This window comes from Halomonas eurihalina, assembly GCF_008274785.1.
GTDB classification, from domain to species: domain Bacteria; phylum Pseudomonadota; class Gammaproteobacteria; order Pseudomonadales; family Halomonadaceae; genus Halomonas; species Halomonas eurihalina.
Genome location: NZ_VTPU01000003.1, coordinates 14,109 through 34,810, shown reverse-complemented (window position 1 = coordinate 34,810; position 20,702 = coordinate 14,109). Strand labels below are relative to the sequence as shown.

Below are 20,702 nucleotides of genomic sequence, written 5' to 3'. Positions count from 1 at the left end.
CGCTTTATGCAACACAAGCTATCAAGCAAACCGCATAAAGATTAGATTGACAACAACCCACCTCATAAAAATTTTCGAAACGTCATGCGTATTTCGCCATGGCCATGACGGTTCGAAAACATGACGAAAACGTCACCAAGCACTAAGTCAGGGGGAATGAAGGATGGCATTAATTGATCTCGATCTCGCAAACTCTGGAACACAAACTATTTCGAGTGATAACGCAGACGATACCAACACTCTTAATATCACAGCCTTGGGTAGCCAAGAGCTAATCGTCGATGGTGTTGAAGCCACGGTTGGCAATGTCGCAGGAGTTCAGGCAGGAGCTTCCCCTACCTTCACTTCTACCAATGGTGGCAGCCTGACGGTAGATCAAGGGTTGCTCAATGTCAGCGGACTCAATAGCTTCACTTTCGGAATCGAAGGTGCCAGCAGTGCGACACTGAATGCATCCGACCTTAGCACGCTCAATGGCCTGAATTCCTACGATGTCAACTTCTCAGGTAGCGAGGCTGGGTCTTTTACCTTCAATAAAGGTTCAATAAGCCTTCTTGATGACTACAGCTTCAATGTCACCGGAATGGAAGCGGGCGATGAGCTCAATCTCGGAGGGGGAGACTGGAGCCTGGATGAAGGTAGCATCCTTAACCCTCAGGACGCCTACCGAGATGGCGCCTTGCATCTAACACAAGGTAATTCGGTCATTGGTGGCAGCGTCAATGCTCGCATCGAGATGACTCAGGAAGAGTATGACGAGTTCGCAGCCGATCCTGATGCTTATCTCTCCGGTAATACCTTTACTCAGGTCTGCTTCGCGGCAGGCACGATGATCGCCACCCCCGACGGCGAGGTTGCCGTGGAAACCCTGTCAATCGGCGACCTGGTGGTAACTGCCAGTGGCAAACAGGTACCGGTGAAGTGGATCGGGCATCAGACTGTCAACCGTCTCCGCTCATCAGGAAGCCAAGCTCCTGTGCGCATCAGCGAAGGGGCATTGGCACCAAACGTGCCCAACCAGGATCTCGTCCTCACCGCCAGTCACGGCGTCCTCGTCGATGGCCTGGTAATCAACGCCGGCGCGCTGGTCAATCACGACTCGATCGATCATGTTTCGTGGCTCGAACTTTCCGAATCGGTGACCTACTACCATGTCGAGACAGAAAATCACGAGGTGATTCTCGCCAACGGCACCGAAGCCGAAACCTACATCGACTATATCGATCGCCAGTCGTTCGACAACTATGCCGAGTACGTGGCGCTCTACGGCATGGAGACACGTGTTGTCGAGATGCCCCGCCACCGTATCTCCTCGCGTCGCCTGCTGCCCCTGGCCGTGCGTGAGCGCCTGGGCATTCAGGACATGACCCAGGCCACCGGAACCGCCTGAGTCACCTGAAGACACCATAGTGTCTCAAGACACCGGCCGGACTCTTGTCCGGCCGGTTTTTTTGTCTACACGCAACTCCTGACCTCAAAGTGCAGATTCTCCTTCATGACAGGGCAATGAGAGTGTAAGCTTTCTACAAATTCCCCATAGTTGATGATATCTAGAGTGTAAACTTGCCTTCATGGATGATGACATTATGAAAGATCGTCCCGGTAACAATATGGCCGAGGTCGATAAAACGGAAAGCAGCCTTCAACAAGCTCAACGTGCCATGGCCACAGGCGATCTGGAACGGGTGGAAACTCTGGTCGACCATGCAGTGCAGTTGGGAGATCCCCAACCCGGCGAGCGGCGTCTCTGGGTACGCATAGCATTCCGCCAAGGGCACATCGATATTGCCCTGGAACGCTCGGAACAAGCACTCGAGAAACAACCCAACGACCCACAACTCCGCGCCCTCGACGCGCGTATACAAGCCGCCGCAGGCAAGCCACGTCGTGCTCTGCACCGCGTCAACCAGGCAATCCCACGCTGGCCCAATAGTGCCCGATTAAGGCTAGAAAAACTCCAGCTGCTGCGAGACCTCGGGCGCACACGTCCTGCCCTGCACGTTCTTCGTCAGTTGCGCCGCCGTTGGCCCCGAAATCCTGAAGTCTTGATAGCTGTCGCTCAGTTCTACCGTGCTCATGGCCGTTTCCGAGCCACCAGAACGGTACTCGACCACCTGCTGGAACACCATCCGCAGCATCGCCAGGCCCGTGTCATACGGCAGAACCTGGCTAATGACAGTACCAATAACCAAAAAGCGGCATCATCGTCGCTCCCCAACTTGCTGGCCCAGGCCCGGCAACAGCCCGAGGTATCTCCCGCCGATGTTGCGGAACTGCTTCAAGCAGTAAAGCTGGCCACTACATCGGACCTTGTCAGCACCTGCCATGAAACTATCGACTTCTTGAATGGCATGGTCGACCAGTTGTCGGAGCAGGACAAGCTGGCATTATTCAACCAGGCCGAACGGTTCGGCCTGGCAGAGGCTGCCCACCGGGCGCTCGCAGGAATACTCGCTACCGGGCCACGCACGCCTCCTGTTGCTCGAACTCTCTTTCAGAAGGCTATGGCCACGGTCGAGCCCCACCAAACAGATGCTGTCATCTCGCATCTGCTACGCCATATCCCGAAGGCCAAACAGGCCAGCCTGGCAGCAGAATTCGCCCTGCGAACCGATGGGCCACAAAGCGCGCTTGAACGGTTACGCCAGGATCGGCGTCAACGCCGCTCCCTGCCCGAGGTCTATAACCTCGTTCGCTTCCTGCGCGCCAGCAACGACTATGCCCTGGGCCTTCGCTATCTACGTTTCTGCCGCAGACGCTGGCCGGATGAGGCAGAATTGCGCCTACAACATGCCCGGTTATTGATGGATGCTGGCTATCCAGAAACGGCTCTCGAAACACTGGACGCCCCCATCCCCACCACCAAGCGCATTCCCTGCGCGCGTATTCGAGCCCACAATCTGCTGGAAATGGGTCTGATAGATGCTGCAAAGGAGGAACTGGACAAGGCCAGTACCTATAACGCCGCCAATGGTATTCTCGACTTGCGCCTACGTGTCTTGATCATGCTTGGGCTCGAAGACGAAGCAACCGAGCTGATCCAGGAAGCAAAACAACGCGGCATGAATAACCGCATCGCATCGGGCCACTTCTCTATCTCGCTCATCGGTAACCTGATGAACGATCTGGCACTGTTTCGTCGCGAACTGGCTTCTCTGCCTCCTGGCAGTCATGACGGCTACCTGGCCGCTCACTATGTCCATGCCGCCAGCGCGGTGATCAAACGTCACTTCGAGCAACCGATGGTGCACGCTCCAGATACCCAACAGCTTATCCCGCGCCGGGTGGTACAATACTGGAACGACCCCACGCCTCCCCAGAGCGTGACGGATATCATGCACTCCTGGGCTAGCTTGCCGAACATCGAGTATCAGCGTTTCAACACCCAATCGGCGCGTTTCTTCCTGAGACGCACCTTTGGGGCCGACTATGAGCGTGCATTCAGGCAGGCCAACAATATTGCCGAAGGCGCCGACTTCTTCCGCCTTTGTTACCTCCGCCACCATGGAGGCGTCTATGCGGATGCGGATGACCGTCTATACGGCCAGTTAGATGCGCTTCTCCCTCCTGGAGTGGGCATGGTCTGTTTCCATGAACCTTTTGATATTCTGGCCAACAATGTCATCGTCGCCGCGCCGGAACATCCAGCCATCGTGCTTGCCTCAGAGATGGCCGCCGAGGCCCTGCTATCGCGCGATAACGACAATACCTGGGGCAAGACAGGACCGGGCCTGTTGACCCGAGCGGTGGCCAGCTATCTGGTCCACGCTGCACCGGACTCTCCCGCCGAGCGAGTCGCCATCCTGCCAAGCTATATGTTGCGTAGGCAGGTGCAGATACATATCCAGCTACCGCACAAGAAAACCAAGCGACACTGGAATGCGACCACCACCACTGGCGTGGATATGGCACCGTTCTTCACGACAGGCTCCTCCACTCCCGGCGAATAGCCATTACATCCGCCAAAATGAAAACGGCCACCGGCTGCTCAAGCCGGTGGCCGTTTTCGTGGCGGAGGTGCTTGCTATCGTGGGAAGCGGCATCCGAGCACAGTGTCATTGCCCAAAATGGTAGCGCACACCCAATGATGGAATGTTGCTGCCACCGCCATCATCGCCAAAGGTGCCATAAGCGCTCGAGCGGTGATGGATACGCCCATAGAGCGACCATGGCCCCCAGCTATCGGGCTGCACTTCCAGTTCGAAGATCATCGAGGCCATCAGGCGTTCGCCGGAATGGTCCAACCTTGATGTTTCCGACGTATAGGAAATCCCGACACCAAGATAAGCCGTGGTATCGAGTACACTGTCCCAGGGGAAAGGTTCCCAACTGATCGATGGTGTCAGAAAGGTCTCGAAATAATGCTCATCCCCGAAGATGTACGAGACGTTGGCTTCGGCATACAGCTTGGAGTACCCCCAGAAATTCACCAGTTCCTTTTGCAGGCCGGAGCTGACGATATAGTAGTCCTGGAAATCCCAAACGAAGGGGTTGAAGGCCTCGCCACTCTTGACCGTCTCATGCACCGCCTGCCCGGCGTGGCCGCCCAGCGCCCAGCCCTTCTCCCAGGGTGTGACACTCAACTCATTGGCCAATGCCCCACTCGAAAGGCCGGTACCCAGTGCCAGAATCAGCCCCGAGCCGGCAACACGAAAATACGGCGATATTCCGAAAGCAGATAGCTGTTCGCTCTTGTGTTGTTCGCTCTTGTGCATAATCACGAATCCTTGTCGAATAATAAAGACGTTTACGATGATGATTAGTGTCGCCAGGCATCCCTGCCTTCGACACGATGCCAGGACGCTGCCACACCTCGCGCAGCGGCCCGTTCATCCTCCCGGCGACGCATCCGCTGCAACACACGATACTGCAGGCGATTCAGACTCTCGAAGCCCAGTCCCGGCAAGGGAATGAACGGATTGGTACGGCTCATACCCCACAGAGCCAGGCGCGATGTCCCCGGCTCGGCGTGTCCCCGGGCGTGCACACCGAAGGTATTGGCGATCAACAAGGTATTGCCCGGTACCTTGAAGCTCCGTGGCGGCTCATCGCCAAGCCGAGCCGCCGCTTCCGGCTCGACACGGAACGAACCGCGCGCCGTGTAGCGATCAGCATGCTCCCGGGCCTGCTGGCTCATACGGTATTCCCAGGACAGTCGCTCACGGCTCAATCGAGTCGACCCCGGCACGAAGACGAAGGGGCCATTGAGGTCCGACACATCCTCCAGATAGAGCCAGAATTTCATGGTCGGCTGGAAGGTGTCGACGTGCAGATTGGTTTGCGGATCCGGAGGCGCCTCGCTGACACCATTCATCACCCGCTCCGCATGACAGATCGGCATGCGCAGATGACCGGCACAGAAGCGCATCAAGCGGCGAAACGCCGGGTCCCCCATCAACGCTCGCGTTCGCGGCATCTTCTCGAGAACCTCGGGAGCAAGCAACATGCGACGGGTACGGGCATCACCCTGGATGCACTGGCGTACTTCCCCCTGCCCCTGACGTACTTCCTCGACCAGGGCTCGATACTCGTCCTCCGGCAAGTAATTCCGCTTGAGTACGAAGCCCTGTTCGATGAACTGCCGACGATCCTCAGATGGCACTCGCCAACTCAGCATCGCCATGCGCAGTCGCATCACCCCATGCGCCAACGCGACTCGCCCGACATGCAGCCCCCAGCGATTCAACCGCCGGCTGCCAATCAGCGGGTTGGCCACGAACGACTTGGTGCCGCTAAACAGCTCGGCCAGCCACAGGGGCAACCGCACGACCCGCTTCAGCATCATGATCCACCACTCCTTAGTAACCCGAGCCACAGAGCATTCAAGGCCCAGGCGATGAAGGCACACTTACCGTGAGAAACGTCTCTCCCACATGAAAGACCGATAGATGATTTTCAGCTTCAGCCACTGGCGCCTGCCATATCCCAAACGCTGAAACATCAATCCGGTTTGTGCCATCAAGGCCTCGCGCTCTTGAATAATGCGACGCAGTACCGCCTCACAACTGGTATAGCCATTGAGTACGGGGTCCCAGTACAACGGATAAAGCAGCAGGGTTCCCGCTACCAGCTCCGTCAGGCCGAGACATCGAGAGCGACGCGCCAGAGCCTTCGCATCCCGCGCCCTGTCATCGGTCAGCCCCCACCCCGCATAGAAGGGTTCGCCATAAGTGACAACGCGCTTACCACGCAAAAGGGCATCGAATCCGGTCAGGGACGTCATGGTATGCAACGTATGACAAGCTTCGATGCAACTGATCACCGACAACTCCGTCTCGACGTGATCGACTACCTCCAAGGCCTCGGAGAGCACTACATGGCCTTCACGCCCTCCACGGATTACGTCGGGATGCGGCTTGTAAACCAGAAACCCATCGGGATGAGCTCGCCGGGCGGCCTTGAGTAGCTCGAGATTGGTACGTACTGCATTGGCCCCGTAGCGAATCGAGGCATCGTCCTCCACCTGCCCTGGCACAAGAACCACCTCCCGGCCCTGCGCCTCCCAGTCCGGAACGCGATGAGGCTCGAGGTTGTACTTGGTGATACGGTGCTTCACGATCCAGTCTCGAATACGCTCGGCGCGATCCAGCTCATCATCAGTGAAGCGGTGCGTATTCAACAGGTGCTCGAGATCCGAGGCCTGCCCCGGGTCGAAATAGATGCCCCGCTCATCCAGCACAATGGAATAGGGAGGCACCATATCGGACCCCAGGCCCACCGAACGAACGAAGCCATCCTCCATATGCAGCACTCGAGTTCCCGTGCAAGCTGACAGCAACGCAACATCCGACGGAATATCACGCCCCCATAGCACCAGAGCATCTTGTGGTCCCAATCCAAGGCACTCCGCCTTTCCAGCATTCGGCACACGGCTTAACCGAGCTGGCAGTAGCGCTAGCCTTGACCCCAGGTTGGCAGCCTTCCAGCGCCGAAACCCTACCATCACCCGGCGCCCCTGGATTCGGCCCTCGACCCGGCGCTGACGAGTCAGCCAGCGCATGACATCGAAGATATCCCCCGGCTCCAGGGTCTCAGGGTCCAGATAACGGGAGTAGCGAATATAAGCTGCCGCAAATAGCTCTCTGACGGTTCGCATGGGGGTACGACGAGCACAGGGCAAACGATCGTCTGTCACCCCCCAGCCCGCATACCAGGGCATACCGAAAACGCTCACCGGCAAGCCCGCCATCAACGCCTCGAAACCGATATGCGCACTCACCGTATAGATACGGTCCATGCGCTCGATCAGGCTCCAGGGATTGACTCTTTCACGAAGTACGACGATCCGCCCCACTTCAACACCATTTCCCGATGGTTCATGATTGCGAGTTTGCGAGACATTGCCCGTACAAGGTGCATACACGTAAACCGTGGCACCCGGATTTTCCGCCGAGGCGGCAGCCAGCATATCTTCAAACCTGGAAGCACGCTGGCTAGTCCTGCCTCTCTCGCCTTCCTGAGCCTGGTCGACCACCAGCACCCGTTCGCGATCATCGCTCCGCAACAGCGATACATCCAGATCGGGAGCATCATTGTAGCGGCTCAAGCGTTCGGATATCAGAAGCCGCATGGCCGCATCAGTCTCCGTTTCGATGCCCTCGAGTGGAGACTCCTCTGCATTCAATAGTGCTTCCAAGCGGGAAGGATGATCGGCATCGTCATATGTGCCCAGGTCATCCACTATCAAGGAAAGCGACGGAAAATCCTCATGCTCGGCGTAGGCCCGAAGAAAGCCCTCTCCAAGCCGAAACAGCGACAGTCCCGTTTGCTCTGCCAAGGCCTCGGAGCGCTTTCGACAAGACGGCTTCCCCCAGGCCACCAGGGCATCCAGGCCCTGACATTGGGCCGTCGCCGAAACCCGACGAAGCTCCCCGCTCAGCAATCGGGGCAATGTTGGATGCCGAACAAGATCTCGTGAAAGCGTCCCTATCACCGCCATCTACATCGAGGCCAGGTGCTTTTCCCATTGCCAGGCATGGCTCACGATCTTCTCAAGATCGGCGAAGGCAGGCCGCCAACCAAGCTCTTCTTTCGCGCGAGCAGCATCCGCGACGAGCACAGCGGGGTCACCAGGCCGCCGGTCGCCTTCTTCCACCTTGAGCGAACAGCCATCTCGAGCCACCACACTCTTGACCACATCAATCACTTGCTGAACAGAGAACCCCTGCCCATTGCCCAGGTTGTAGGCCAAAGCCCCGCTGGTGCCGTTCTCGAGGATCATCGACAATGCCAGCGCGTGGGCACTGCACAAATCCTCGATATGAATATAATCACGTACACAAGTACCATCCTCGGTAGCGTAATCCCGTCCGAACACAGTGATCGACTCTCGGCGCCCTGAGGCTGCCTGGAGAATCAAGGGAATCAGATGGGTCTCAGGATCATGGCACTCCCCGAGCTCTCCCTCAGGATCAGCGCCACAAGCATTGAAGTAGCGAAGGCTGACAGAATTCAATCCATACGCATGGGCATAGTCGGATAGAATCCGCTCCACCATCAACTTGCTGGCACCATAGGGATTGATAGGGGCTTGCGGATGCCGCTCGTCGATCGGGCTTCGCTCAGGCTCACCAAACGTAGCCGCCGTGGATGAAAAGATGAAATGGCGAACATCGTGACGCACCATAACATCGAGCAATCCCATAGTATTGCCCACATTGTTGCGATAATACTTCGATGGCTCGACCACCGACTCTCCCACCAGGCTATTGGCGGCAAAGTGCATCACACCATCGAATGAGTGCTCACGGAACAGCCGCTCCAGCAGATCAACATCTCCGAGATCCCCTACGACCAACTCGCCATATTTGGCCAGTTCACGGAACCCCGTGGAGAGATTGTCCAGAACCACCACCTTGTTGCCGGCCCTGGCCAACTGCTTGACCATATGCGAGCCAATATAGCCGCAGCCACCGACTACCAGAATCGTATTACTCATCTATCCAGCCTCACTATGAAACAAAAATGCCAACAATGCTCTTTTGGCACATTACCGATGCCAATCAAGAAGACTCTGTTTCGGGAAGAGCATCGACAAACTCAAGCACATCGTTCTTGATCGACTCGAGACTTTTCTGATTTACTGAAAGATAAGAACAGTGGCGCTCCAGCATCAGCTCATCCAGTCGTTCCTTGATCGGATCCTCACCGGAAATAATTTCCCGCGCCTTATCCAGGCTTCCAGCCAACTCGAAGGAAAGTTCCTCCAAGCGCCCCTGGTCATTGTCGCTACCCAAATACACCACCATGAGGTCGTGCTTCCACCTCAGGGTATCAAGCAACTCGACCTGGCCACCGGACATATGTGCAAACAAGGCATTATGCCGGGACTGACCACGATTGACATGAGCCACATCGGCGAGATAATAATGCCAATCCAACGTATTATCCCTTTTCGGAATGACATCAAAAATCCCGGTGTGAACTCCTGAGTTCAACCAGCTCTTCATGGCATCCTTGACCTTGGCCAAACCATTTCTGTTTTCTGCGACAAAGATGACCAACTTGCTGTCGATGGCTTTCAGAAGCTCCCAATGGTCATGGGTATCCGAAAGCAAGCTTGGCCATTGGACCAGCTCTTGGGTTCGATGCAAGTTCTCGACGATATAGGTCATATCGAATTTCTTCGAAATCGCTTCGTCAATCCAATACCTCAAGTTTTCAACTTCGACCCTGGAAAACTCGCAGATCCGGTTTTGAATCAAGTGTAAAATCTTGCTCTTGAAGTAGAACTCCTTGAGAAGCGGCTTATCCAGACCATCGCTCTTGTTGTCATCGACAAGCACGATATTGACATCCTGCTTCCAGCGCAAGACCTCAAGATAATGCAGCGCATTCTTCCCCAAGGAGAAGACAATCGTCTTACCCGGCTCATGAAACGCAATATCGCCTAACAACTTGTGCCATGTATGCTGAGCAAGCGTGACATCCCCACGGTTAATGGGCATCCAGGAGTTTCCCTCATACCCCTTGCCTACCTCTTCAGGATCGAAAAGATCGCCATATACCGCCGTATCATCAAGCTTGTCGAACTCGGCTAGCGCCTGAGATTTCCTCGTTGACTCTAGCCCGCATACGACGATCATTCGAGCCGGAATCGACTTGGCGAAATCGTAATAATTCTCCATGCTGGTACACAGATGGTGCCAACTGGAATCTTCCAAATCCTTAACCTTCTTGATGTTATTTCTCAGAGCCTCCAGCTCAGTATCGCTATTCCTAAGAAGGTCTCTAAATTCATCAACGGACATTGGTGCCAATCGACTCAACTTGTACTTGAGCTCTTCTGCACGATGGCTTACCTTTCGAACAAAAAAACGATTTTCCGAAAGAAGCTCCGGGTAATCATCATTATAATAGACTCTGGGAATTCCCCACGAATTAAAGGAATAACGAGTCAAAGGCCTGGCAACAATTTCCCGCTCAGGGACCAGATTCCCAACCATGGTCTGGAAGAAAAGCTCGTCGGGCACCCAAGTATATTTATAGAAGCGCTCCACCTTTGGATGTTTATCCAGTAAATCAAGAATCTTTGTAACAGTAGAACGCCTCAGACACCACCATTGCGATCCCATATGCGCAACATGAGAAAGTGGTAGCTTGCGCTTCACTCCCAGCTTCACCTGAAGCTTCAGTGAATTATCAAAGCGCCACTGCTGGGAACGCCAATTGAAGAAGTGGAACTGCTCCCAACGTTCTTCCTGTATACCTTGAGTAATCCACCGATTTTCCTCGGCATTGACGGCTTCAATATAGTCGACGTCTTCACCGCCCAGACTTTCTTCCAGAAACCGAACAGGCTTGACAGGCATGCAGGAACCGGAGAGGAGAAAATAATAATCGCTATCGTCCTGGTTCTCAGCGGCCTTCCTCAAGCAGTTCAAGGTCGCCTTTACGATGGACCACTCCCCCCATTCAACCTTGACGCGGTCCGCCAGATATAGGTTCCCGGCCCCGGAAGGGGTATCCAAAGAAGACAGAATTTCGGCGGTGTCCGTACCTGTCCCGGCATCATGATGCAGGAACACATTGCGCCCCGAGGCCAGTAACCCCTCTAGCAAGGGTTTGAGCTTTTCAGGCGATTCATGAGCCAGGATAACGAATCCGATCTTCATTGGTTTACCACTCCCCTTTATTGATGAGTCCTAGGTGTTCCAGGGTTTCCCAACCTTCATAACGAGTAGAAACCTGGGGGTGAAAGAGAAGATCACGATTATCAATAACACGGCCATACTGCTTGTACTCAGCCGAGTCATTGTAATGCTGCTTAGCGACCATCTCCTGCTTCACCTTGTCATTAAGTTGACTAATGAACTTGAAGTGAAGAATTCCACCAGTCACCTTTCGCTCATCAATACATTGATTCAAACGACGAGGCAGTGCCATATGCATTGAGGAAACATACATATAATTCCATTTCCACTTGACCAACGGCACCTTGTTCAAGGCTGGAGCATTAGCGGGCGCTTCCTTGGCAAAAACGCGACGACGTACTCCTCCCTGAACAAACAGATTCCTCATGTCATGATTATACTGTTTGCTGTAGCCAGACTGATCGAAATATGGGCATGCACCCAGTGGGTCCGTACCGGGCTCATACCTTGTCTCGGATACAGGCCCCTCTCCATACATATCGATCATGACCGTGAAGAAAGAATCCTGCCGAATCGATTCCAAATAGCCAGTAAGGTCCTTGAGATCACGGGTGTCACAATGAGGATACACAAGAAACTCATCGGGATCGCATGTCATGCACCAATGGCCACGGCCATACTTGAAAAGCAAATAGTTCAGCCAGTGCATGCCGAAATTGCTTTCCTTGTAACCATCGGTAGCCAGAAACTTTGTAACATCACTATGCCGAGAGAGTATCTCGGCAGTGTCATCATCTGAATTATTATCTACCAAAAAGAAGTGCGAAACCCCCATTTTTCTATAATAATCCAAAAAAAACTCCAGCCGATGGCCTTCATTTTTCATGGTCGAAAAAAGAAGTATTTCCCCCTTCTTGATTGACGAGGTATTATCCTGTTCCAACGACATACGCCTTCCGTAATAGAAGGCCGATCGAAAGAACGGATAAAGCTCTGCACCCCATCTATATTTATGTTTTATCCAGCTCTGAACTCCCTGTAACATATAAACTCCTAAATTAAGTCAAGCCCAGCTCACGTTTATCTTCTTCATAGTTTGCCCGCAACCTCTTGCTCAACTGTTTGCTAAAAGGTTTTAACGGTGTTTTCCTGGACAACTGCTTATTATTTCCTATCATTGTCATCATTTTTCTAATCATATGCCCCGGAAAATGATGGGACACCATCAGCAAGGTTTCATAGGCCTCCTGAGATATCTTGGATCTCCGGACAGCCGGATCATCTGCTGCAGGCACCAAGTCCAAGTCTTGGCCGATAAGATACTCGAAGTAAGCCCTCTCATCATTAAAGACATCTTCGAAAGGTGTCACCTTAATGTCTTGGCCAGCAATTTTCCGCAGCTCATTAATAAGCGGCAACCAGGAAAACTCTTTAACGAAAAGCTCATCAAAATAATGATGAATATCTAGGAACGGGTAATGCCTCAAGTATTCACAGTACCGAGAAACCAAATAAGCTTCAGGGTCTCGAATTGTCAAATGCAGCTCAAACGAATCCGGAGACAACTTCTCCAACAGCCGTTTCGCTCTCTCAGCTCCATCGGGATATACCAGTTGGCTTATGGGCTTATCCGTTCCACCCAATATATTTTCATCGGAAAGTAATATCACATCGTGAGAATCAAGAAATTTTTTCGCCTCCTTAGAAACTGATACACTTCTTGTAAGTTTGGAGGTGAAATATTTTCGTGTATCATCAAGGCTTATGCAGCCAATTCCAGCCTGAGACAAGACCTCTCTGGAATTATATATTTTAGATTGAACGTATGTTGTAGCAGTTTTATGGACACCAAGATGCAAGATTAATTTATTCATAACTCAAGACGTGGCCTTAACAAAGTTTTCACCAAACCTGGATTTCAAGAACCCATACTGATCCTTTACATTATCTTTTATTTCTTTTTCTACCCACCCAGGCAACTCTAACTTCTTGGTTTTATGAACAACCTCACCTTCTCCAGAGTACTTGGCTTTTTTTACATCGAGAAAGCCTTCTATCTCTTCAAGCAACTCAGAAGGTCGAGTTTTTATATCGCCATATGCCAAATACTGTATTTTATCCCTGAACGCCTCGTCCCAGAAAGGGATATATTTTTTATAGTTAGCTCGATTTTGATATCTAACCGCATCAACTGCACTTTTCCACTCACTATCATTACGAGGAGGCGTCGACCATCCCCGATTAATCACCATCTTGACTTGACTAACTGCACGCTCATACGGATCTCTTATAATCCATATAATTTTAGGGTCACCCAAAAAATCTTTGACATGCTGAACCCCCCCAGAACTTATTGAGCAATATTCCGGAGTAACCTCTCCTACTATTTTAGATTTTTTTGCTCCACGGTGATCAAAAATTGATGCATACCACTCTTCAGTCAAGGGTTCTTTTTCTTCAATAGTTGCAACATATTTTTTCTCATAGCGATCTTTTGCTTGTTTTCTCATGCGGTCCATAGCACTTTTAATGTGCCCTTCCCCCCACTTTCTTGTTCCAGTTTTTTCTCCGAACAAGAAATCAAAGTAATGAACTTCTTTAATATTGGGAAGCCAAATATCTGGATGCTGGGAAAGCATCTCATAGATCCAACTAGTCCCAGCCTTTTGAGATCCTATGCATAGAAAATTCGGCAGCTTTTTCTCTAACATAAACTAACACCTTATAAATAATAAAAAATCATGAGATCCAATTGATCCTTCCCAAAGGGCAATCACCAATATTTACATAAAGAATTCATTACAGCTTATCCCAATACGAATAAAGTTGCCATTTCTCACTCACTGTCAATAGAAATTATATTAACAACCTCCATTTAAACAGCCAAAAACTGAAGTCGCCAAAAACCACAAAAGAGACCTTAGCCTCTATCAAATAACACTCTCAATAGATCTCAATGCGATTTTGTACATTTCCTCATCAATATCTATATTGCCTTTAATGTTACTTAAAGGTTTGTCAAAAGAAAGCTGTTCCTTATCCCCAAACACTTCTCCCACCTTTCCTTCCAAGTTAAGATCATTATATATCACGCCAGCATACTCTTTCAGCCTCTCTTCCTTTTTGCCATTATATACCAAGGCATCCTCGAACAGCCATAATAGTTGATTATCTCTATCTTTGCTTTTTAGAGCCTCAAAGAAAAGATCCAGCTTTTTTCTTTTCCACTTTGCGACACCTTCCAATCGATAAGGATCCATTCTTCTTAAATTTTTTGAAAGCCAGTCAGAATATCCTAAAGAGAAAAAGTGCAAGAGAATAATATCTGACTCAAGTTTAGATGAAATTTTTTCTTTCGGTATTGCCTCATGAATATTCAATCTAAGCCCAGTTCCTTTTCGGAGAAAAACTTTTCCGGCCATATGCCCCTGAAGGCCATTAGAGCAGGCTTCACACCATTTCCCTATCTCTCTCCGATACTTTCTTCCTTCTTTGTACCGCGGAAATGGAAGGTGGAAGGAACTTGTAAGAAGGTCTCGAACAGACTCTGGTTTTTTTGAAAAATAATTTTCTGCAGGCTTCATAATTACAACCTGATCATCGCAATCATCCAATATTTGCGAGATTGGCTGTGGTGGCATTATATACTCATCTACATCTATATGACATATCCATTCAGAACGGCATAGCCCCAAAGCGTGATTGGCATTGGCTACCTGTCTATGGCGATGATCTACTGGCCGGTTTAAAGAACGACTTGCCCAGTATTCCTCGTTACATAAAAAGACATTTACACTTGGAATGCAGGAAAATAGTTCATATTGATCCTCTCTTGCATCATCTAAATAAAGATAAATGGCATCAGCCCCTAAACTAAGGTGATGAGCAATAAAACTAGAAAGAAGAATAGTGCTTTCTTTGGCAGTCGCAACTATAGACCAAGAAGTACTCATTTCTTTAACCCTCTTTTATTAAATAAAACGCTCCTCAACCCTGGAAAAAGAACATCAGAAATTAATGATACATAAGAGCTTTCATCATAGTGATGATCTGCAGGATTATCGTTATAAAATTCGTGACGCAACCCTCCTTCTTCATTAACAACATTAACATCACAATCAATATAATGCGCACCGAGCCTACCACAGAGGGATTTTAATTGGCTGTTAAAATCCAGCGTCAACTCTGTTCTATCTTCTAAAGATGCTTTAATTTTACTCCTTTCTTTTGCGACATCTCCAATCGCTCCATAATCAGGTATTGTCGGCAACGGGGCACTTAGAACAAAAACTGGGGAATTCATCTTTCCTTTTCTTATAAGAGCTTCATAATTATTCAGTGATTTACTCAATGCTTCTTTGATTGTAACCTCATCTCTTGAAGCTCTATACCAAATCACAAACCCCACATCTACTTCACCCAACAAAAAAACCAATGCATCTCTTTTTGAGTTTTTTTCTAAAGCCTTGTCAAAAACATTTAATGCCTGGGTTTTTGAATTTGGATTGCTAAGGCCACTTAATGTTGCCCCCGAAACGCTACAAACATTCCAGTTGATCCTTCGTGTTTTTCTCTGTAGCTCTTTGCTAGAAAAGACCCTAGCATGACTGTCCCCAACAACAAGAACTTGCTTCTTTTTTTCCCGTGGAACGGTGTAACTAACAACAGCCTTCAGCAACTCATCATAATCTTCCTCTTCCATTATGAAATTGCTTTCATTGGGGTAAGCATCGAATTCTCTATTAAAAAGGGTCTTTCTTCCCAAAAAATTTAATAGCTTATTATTTGAAGCATCAAAATGTTTCAAAAACTCCTCAGCCTCCGCACGACCGGGAAGTATTTTTAACCCATCATCTTTAATATTTCTTTTTACATGCTTTATAAGATTTGGTTGGTACCCTTTCCCTAAAAGATAATGACAAGCCAAACTGCTACGCCTACTTAAACTTTCATTAGTTTCAGTCGAAGGCAAATCAAAGGGCAATTTTATTGCGCTTGAAAAATCATCACACACATTACCATTAACCAACTCGTTTTTTTCATACACCCTTATATTAAGATTCTCTTTTCCGAAAACCTTTGACCACAGGGCAATCTTTTCATAGTAGTCAAAATATTTTTCCACATCACTACTTATGGGTGGCAAGGCGCTCAAATGATGTCCCATTAAGGCAACTTTCCTATAGAAAGCATTTTACTTGCTTGAGCCTTGAAGGATATTGCAAGTTTATCTTGTCTCCTTAAGTAAAAAATAACTTCAACTTCAGCATAATTCTTCTCTACTTCCTTTTTTAATTTCCTTATTTCACCTTCAGAACTAATGACTGAAAGATGCTCAGCCGAAATTATTGTATAATCACTTTGGCTTGACTCTAAGAGTTCAAAAAACCTTGACTGAAACTTTGTTCTAACTTCCCCATTCTCTCTCCATACGCTAATATGGCGAGAGCAATTCCCTGATGGGTTATCGGATATAAAATCCCAGCCATATTTAATCAGGTCATTTCTACTGTTATAGAGTGAGTGCTGTATTGATGAACTACCTGTTTTGTGCATCCCGCAGTGTATAAAAATCTTTTTACTCATCTCAGTCCACTGCCTCGCTAAAAAACTACCATTTACCACAATTAAGAATTTTATTTCCTGAAAGCAACACGCTAATCATTTCCAAAAACATCTCTAGTATACACTTTTCCTTTCACGTCCTTGAGATCATCTATCATCCTATTAGCTAGAATCACATCTGCTTCTTTTTTAAAATTTTCTAATGACTTCACAACGCGAGAGTTAAAAAAACTTCTTTGGCATAATTTCGGCTCATATACTATAACTTCAACACCTTTTCCCTTTAGCCTCTTCATAATTCCTTGTACCGCACTCTCCCGAAAGTTATCAGAGCCTAACTTCATCACGAGCCGGTATATACCAACAACCCTTGGATTCCGTTTTAAAACTGAATCCGCAATAAAATCTTTTCGTGTACGATTGGCGTCTACGACTGCTTTAATTAGATTATTTGGTACATTTTCATAATTTGCCAAAAGTTGCTTTGTATCCTTCGGCAGACAATACCCACCATAGCCAAAACTAGGGTTATTATAGTGTTTCCCAATACGAGGGTCTAAACTAACCCCTTCAATAATCTGCAAAGTATCTAAACCATGAGTCTCAGCATAGGTGTCCAATTCATTAAAATACGCAACGCGCATAGCAAGAAAAGTATTAGCAAAGAGCTTAATGGCTTCAGCCTCAGTGCTATTTGTGTATAGCACTGAGACCTCATCCTTTACAGCACCTTCCTTTAACATTTCAGCAAACTTTTTAGCACGCTCCGAATGTTCACCAATAATGATTCGAGATGGATATAAATTATCGTAAAGCGCCTTTCCTTCACGTAAAAACTCAGGAGAGAAAAGAACATTATCTGTTTCAAGATCCTTGCTGACCTGTTGAGTGTAGCCAACAGGAACAGTAGACTTTATCACCATGACTGCATTCGGATTTATTTTCTTTACTACATTGATTACAGATTCTACACTCTCTGTGTTAAACGTGTTAGTTTCTACATCATAATCTGTGGGCGTGGCGATGACAACATAATCCGCTGTTCCATATGCCAACTCCTCATCCAAGGTTGCTGAGAACTTCAATTCTTTATTTTTCAAAAAACTTGATATTTCTGCGTCTTCTATTGGAGATATCCCTTCATTCAGCAAGGAAACTCTATCAGGAACAATATCTACAGCAACTACTTCATGGTACTGGGACAATAACATTGCATTAGACAGTCCCACATAACCAGTACCTGCTACCGCAATCTTCATCAGCAACCACCTTGCACAGAGAATAAAGGAAAAAGTAAGCCAATTTTATCTATCTTATTCGAAGATTCTGAGCGCAACACCTGAAAAGCCGATAAAGTGTTGTTCCCATCTCCTATACCGAACTCAGCATTGAAGATCGTGTCACGATCCAAGTCAACCGAGCGCAAGGCATGAGCACGCAACAGCGTGACCAAGATCCTGGAGTACTCTCCATCGCCGGACTATCAACGCACCAACGTGACTGATAACTGGTACTGAGCTCCCTTGGCTAAGCAGTAGAGTCAGGTGAGACGCGCGATATGATGCCCCACAAACGCTAAGTTCAAGTCTATGATACTCCCAGGCCTCTGAGATGCTCATGCCTGTCACGAGACGATTTATAACGCGATCTATCCGCTCCTGAGGGTCATCAGCGCAAAGAGTTGATCCATTGCCTGAGTCTGGGGGAATCAACACGCAAATCACGCTACGGTGAAGTGGATCAACTTGCCCAGATCCGACATTCAGCATTCAGTTACGACCGCCGGAGGTCGACGAGCGTAAAGGAGCCGATCATTGGAAATGATGGCCTAACCAAAGGCAAGAGTAATGCCTCCTCTGTCGGTACTCTGGCAGGGCTCAGCAATGACTATCTGATTCTGGTCGAAATGAATGATGCAACGGGTGCCTTGGTAGTCAGTGCCTTCCAAATAGAATACCGACCACCGTCTAGAAAACGTTGACCTATGACCACCAAGGGCGTTGCTTCTGCGATGCCTATAACCCACGGCAGAGCGGCAGCAACAAGAATATAAATGGCCTTATACGTCAGTATCTTGCCGAAAGGCAACCTGCCTATCAGGACACAATGAAGAACTTAATGCCATTGCGCTCGCACTCAATATACAGCTTCGAAATCGCTTCGATTACAAATGCCTCATCGGAAATGAAGAGCGAGTTGATATTAAATATCGCCCCCGTTAACAACGCAATGAGCATATTACACTCAGAGTGCTATATCCGTCTATTCATGGATACTTTCTAGCAAAAAAAAACCTCAATGGAACAGAAGACTCTTCAACGAGGAGCTCTGGCTTCCCCTTATTATCAAAAGGACAAAAGGTTAAAATAGGATAAATTTCATCATCAGAGGATACTTTTTTAAGTAATGACTGAAAATAACATTCATCTGGGATCCATGCGGTTCTTAATCGATTATACTCAGAGTTACTTTCAATTTCATAAAACGCATTTTGTATGCTTTCTTTTTTAACACACCACCACTGGCTTCCAAAACGAACCTCAAAAGATATAGGTTCTTGACGTTTCAACCCTAATTTTTTTTGCGCACGATACATCCAGCGGTGTAGCTTTGGATGCTTTCTCTTGTCTAAATAGTGGCGATAAAGGTAACGGTCCTCACGAATCCCACCTTTTATCCAATCACTGGTCTCGCACTCAATAAAATTCGCTCCCTGATGAGCTGTCAAAAACTCCCTAAGTTCACTTAACGGACGTACAGGTCGGCAGTATTCGCTCATGAGATAAAAATAGTCCGATACTACCTCCTGGCTGAGAGCATGTCGTAAGGCAAGCAAAGGAGCTTCCACCAACCCCCACTGGCCCCACCCGCAACGCACTCGATTACGCATCAAATAACAACGCGGTTCATCGTCCAATGCCAGGATGAGCTTCTTGAAGGTCGTTTTCGGCGACTTTTTGTCCAGATGAACAATTACGCGGCATTCAGGGTCTTCCTGCAAAAGCAGCCTTACCAAGGAAGTGACCCGTTCCGCACTATCGTGGCAAAGAATGATAAAGGTGACCGTCACGAGAGTATTACCGGACATTAATGGGCTTCCAGCAATTTTCTCGGATCGATTTGAGGCCTGCTGCCATAAGTGCTCGTCGTACTCTTGTCCATTACCATCTGCAATCGTTTGAAGTTCTGCTTGTGACGATAGTAGCCCTTTTCGGTACGCTTGGGATGCCAGAGATGTACTAGGGTACATCCCTCCTGCCGGCACTCCTCACCGTAAAGTGCAAAATAGGCACGAAAACCTCGATACTCGGTGATCGGGCCACTCCCCATATTGCGAGTGTACTCGGGAGGGCGCGGGGCTATCGGGTACAAACAGGAGAGCCGATGCAGTAGCTCGAAATCCTCCGCGCCATGTCCCTTGAAGCCCTCATCGTGGCCTCCCATGGCTAGCAAGTCGTCCCGATTGGTGACAATGCATGAGCTACCCTGGACCAGGAAATTCATTCGCTCATGAGGATGATTCTGACGTTTACGAAAACACCAAGCTTCTTGACTGGCTTCAAAATTCTCAAGGAAGTGCTCGGTCCCTTCTTCTGTCAGAAATGCCACAGGCACACAGAAAAAACGTTCCGGGCGCGTGGCCAGTTCCACTTCACGAATATGAGCCAGTAGTCGCCAATACACATCGGTCAAGGCCAGGAAGTCGACATCATGAAAGATAACCACAGGAGACCTGGCAACACGAGCTCCCCGGTTTCGTGCCCTTGCCAGGGAAAAGCGCCGATGCCGGGTGCGTAGATAGATCCCCCGGACGACCTGCCCTTGCAAGGTTCTCTGCTGCACAATATGGCGAATATGCTGCCGCACCACTGGCTCCGAGCCATCGTCCACGATGATGACTTCAAAACCGGCGGGAATCGTCTCCAGCAGCCGGTTCAAGCGCAGTATCTCCCGCTGCTCAATCTCCTGAGCCCGCAGGGGGATAATGATAGATGCGGCTGTGCCCTGCTCATGCTCCATTGATACGGCATCCTTCACTATATT

The 20,702-nt window shown here is 49.2% G+C and carries 16 protein-coding genes; 2 read left to right on the top strand and 14 right to left on the bottom strand.

The genetic code is table 11. From position 1 onward, the window contains the following. Positions 1-163 precede the first annotated feature (163 nt). Together FZZ93_RS04220 and FZZ93_RS04215 are read left to right on the top strand one after the other, a co-directional pair. A complete protein-coding gene (locus FZZ93_RS04220; RefSeq protein ID WP_149321086.1) occupies positions 164-1,390 on the top strand; it encodes a Hint domain-containing protein in 1,227 nt (408 codons plus the stop codon). Positions 1,391-1,586: 196 nt separating this feature from the next. After that, complete coding sequence (locus FZZ93_RS04215) at positions 1,587-3,950, top strand: glycosyltransferase (protein WP_187774458.1); 2,364 nt, start codon at positions 1,587-1,589, stop codon at positions 3,948-3,950. A 105-nt stretch (positions 3,951-4,055) separates the two neighbouring features. On the opposite strand, the gene FZZ93_RS04210 is transcribed toward FZZ93_RS04215, so the two are convergent. The 14 genes from FZZ93_RS04210 to FZZ93_RS04145 all read right to left on the bottom strand — a co-directional run bounded on the left by FZZ93_RS04210 (position 4,056) and on the right by FZZ93_RS04145 (position 20,678). Further along, positions 4,056-4,715 (bottom strand): hypothetical protein, encoded by a 660-nt coding sequence (locus tag FZZ93_RS04210; protein WP_149321084.1) that lies wholly within the window; start codon positions 4,713-4,715, stop codon positions 4,056-4,058. Between the two features lie 44 nt (positions 4,716-4,759). Beyond that, positions 4,760-5,785, bottom strand: a complete 1,026-nt coding sequence (locus FZZ93_RS04205) for a phytanoyl-CoA dioxygenase family protein (protein ID WP_149321083.1) — start codon at positions 5,783-5,785, stop codon at positions 4,760-4,762. 63 nt (positions 5,786-5,848) lie between these two features. After that, positions 5,849-7,819 (bottom strand): capsular polysaccharide biosynthesis protein, encoded by a 1,971-nt coding sequence (locus tag FZZ93_RS04200; protein ID WP_281290356.1) that lies wholly within the window; start codon positions 7,817-7,819, stop codon positions 5,849-5,851. 120 nt (positions 7,820-7,939) lie between these two features. Then, positions 7,940-8,938: a UDP-glucose 4-epimerase GalE gene (galE, locus tag FZZ93_RS04195; RefSeq protein WP_149321081.1), complete on the bottom strand. Its 999-nt coding sequence runs from the start codon at positions 8,936-8,938 to the stop codon at positions 7,940-7,942. 64 nt (positions 8,939-9,002) lie between these two features. Then, positions 9,003-11,114 (bottom strand): beta-1,6-N-acetylglucosaminyltransferase, encoded by a 2,112-nt coding sequence (locus FZZ93_RS04190; protein WP_149321080.1) that lies wholly within the window; start codon positions 11,112-11,114, stop codon positions 9,003-9,005. Positions 11,115-11,118: 4 nt separating this feature from the next. After that, positions 11,119-12,138: a glycosyltransferase family 2 protein gene (locus FZZ93_RS04185; RefSeq protein WP_149321079.1), complete on the bottom strand. Its 1,020-nt coding sequence runs from the start codon at positions 12,136-12,138 to the stop codon at positions 11,119-11,121. A 13-nt stretch (positions 12,139-12,151) separates the two neighbouring features. Continuing rightward, on the bottom strand, positions 12,152-12,967 hold the full coding sequence (locus FZZ93_RS04180; RefSeq protein WP_149321078.1) for a hypothetical protein: 816 nt from the start codon (positions 12,965-12,967) through the stop codon (positions 12,152-12,154). Positions 12,968-12,970: 3 nt separating this feature from the next. Then, a complete protein-coding gene (locus FZZ93_RS04175) occupies positions 12,971-13,804 on the bottom strand; it encodes a sulfotransferase family protein (RefSeq protein WP_149321077.1) in 834 nt (277 codons plus the stop codon). Positions 13,805-14,023: 219 nt separating this feature from the next. Then, complete coding sequence (locus FZZ93_RS04170) at positions 14,024-15,046, bottom strand: glycosyltransferase family 2 protein (RefSeq protein ID WP_149321076.1); 1,023 nt, start codon at positions 15,044-15,046, stop codon at positions 14,024-14,026. Beyond that, a complete protein-coding gene (locus FZZ93_RS04165; protein ID WP_149321075.1) occupies positions 15,043-16,260 on the bottom strand; it encodes an SGNH/GDSL hydrolase family protein in 1,218 nt (405 codons plus the stop codon). Before FZZ93_RS04165 ends, FZZ93_RS04170 begins: the two co-directional genes overlap by 4 nt. After that, positions 16,260-16,679, bottom strand: a complete 420-nt coding sequence (locus FZZ93_RS04160) for a hypothetical protein (protein WP_149321074.1) — start codon at positions 16,677-16,679, stop codon at positions 16,260-16,262. The genes FZZ93_RS04165 and FZZ93_RS04160 overlap by 1 nt, the downstream gene beginning before the upstream one ends. Positions 16,680-16,750: 71 nt before the next feature. Further along, positions 16,751-17,917 (bottom strand): nucleotide sugar dehydrogenase, encoded by a 1,167-nt coding sequence (locus FZZ93_RS04155; RefSeq protein WP_149321073.1) that lies wholly within the window; start codon positions 17,915-17,917, stop codon positions 16,751-16,753. Between the two features lie 1,007 nt (positions 17,918-18,924). Further along, complete coding sequence (locus FZZ93_RS04150) at positions 18,925-19,746, bottom strand: beta-1,6-N-acetylglucosaminyltransferase (RefSeq protein WP_187774457.1); 822 nt, start codon at positions 19,744-19,746, stop codon at positions 18,925-18,927. Further along, complete coding sequence (locus FZZ93_RS04145; RefSeq protein WP_149321071.1) at positions 19,746-20,678, bottom strand: glycosyltransferase; 933 nt, start codon at positions 20,676-20,678, stop codon at positions 19,746-19,748. The genes FZZ93_RS04150 and FZZ93_RS04145 overlap by 1 nt, the downstream gene beginning before the upstream one ends. Positions 20,679-20,702: the final 24 nt, after the last annotated feature.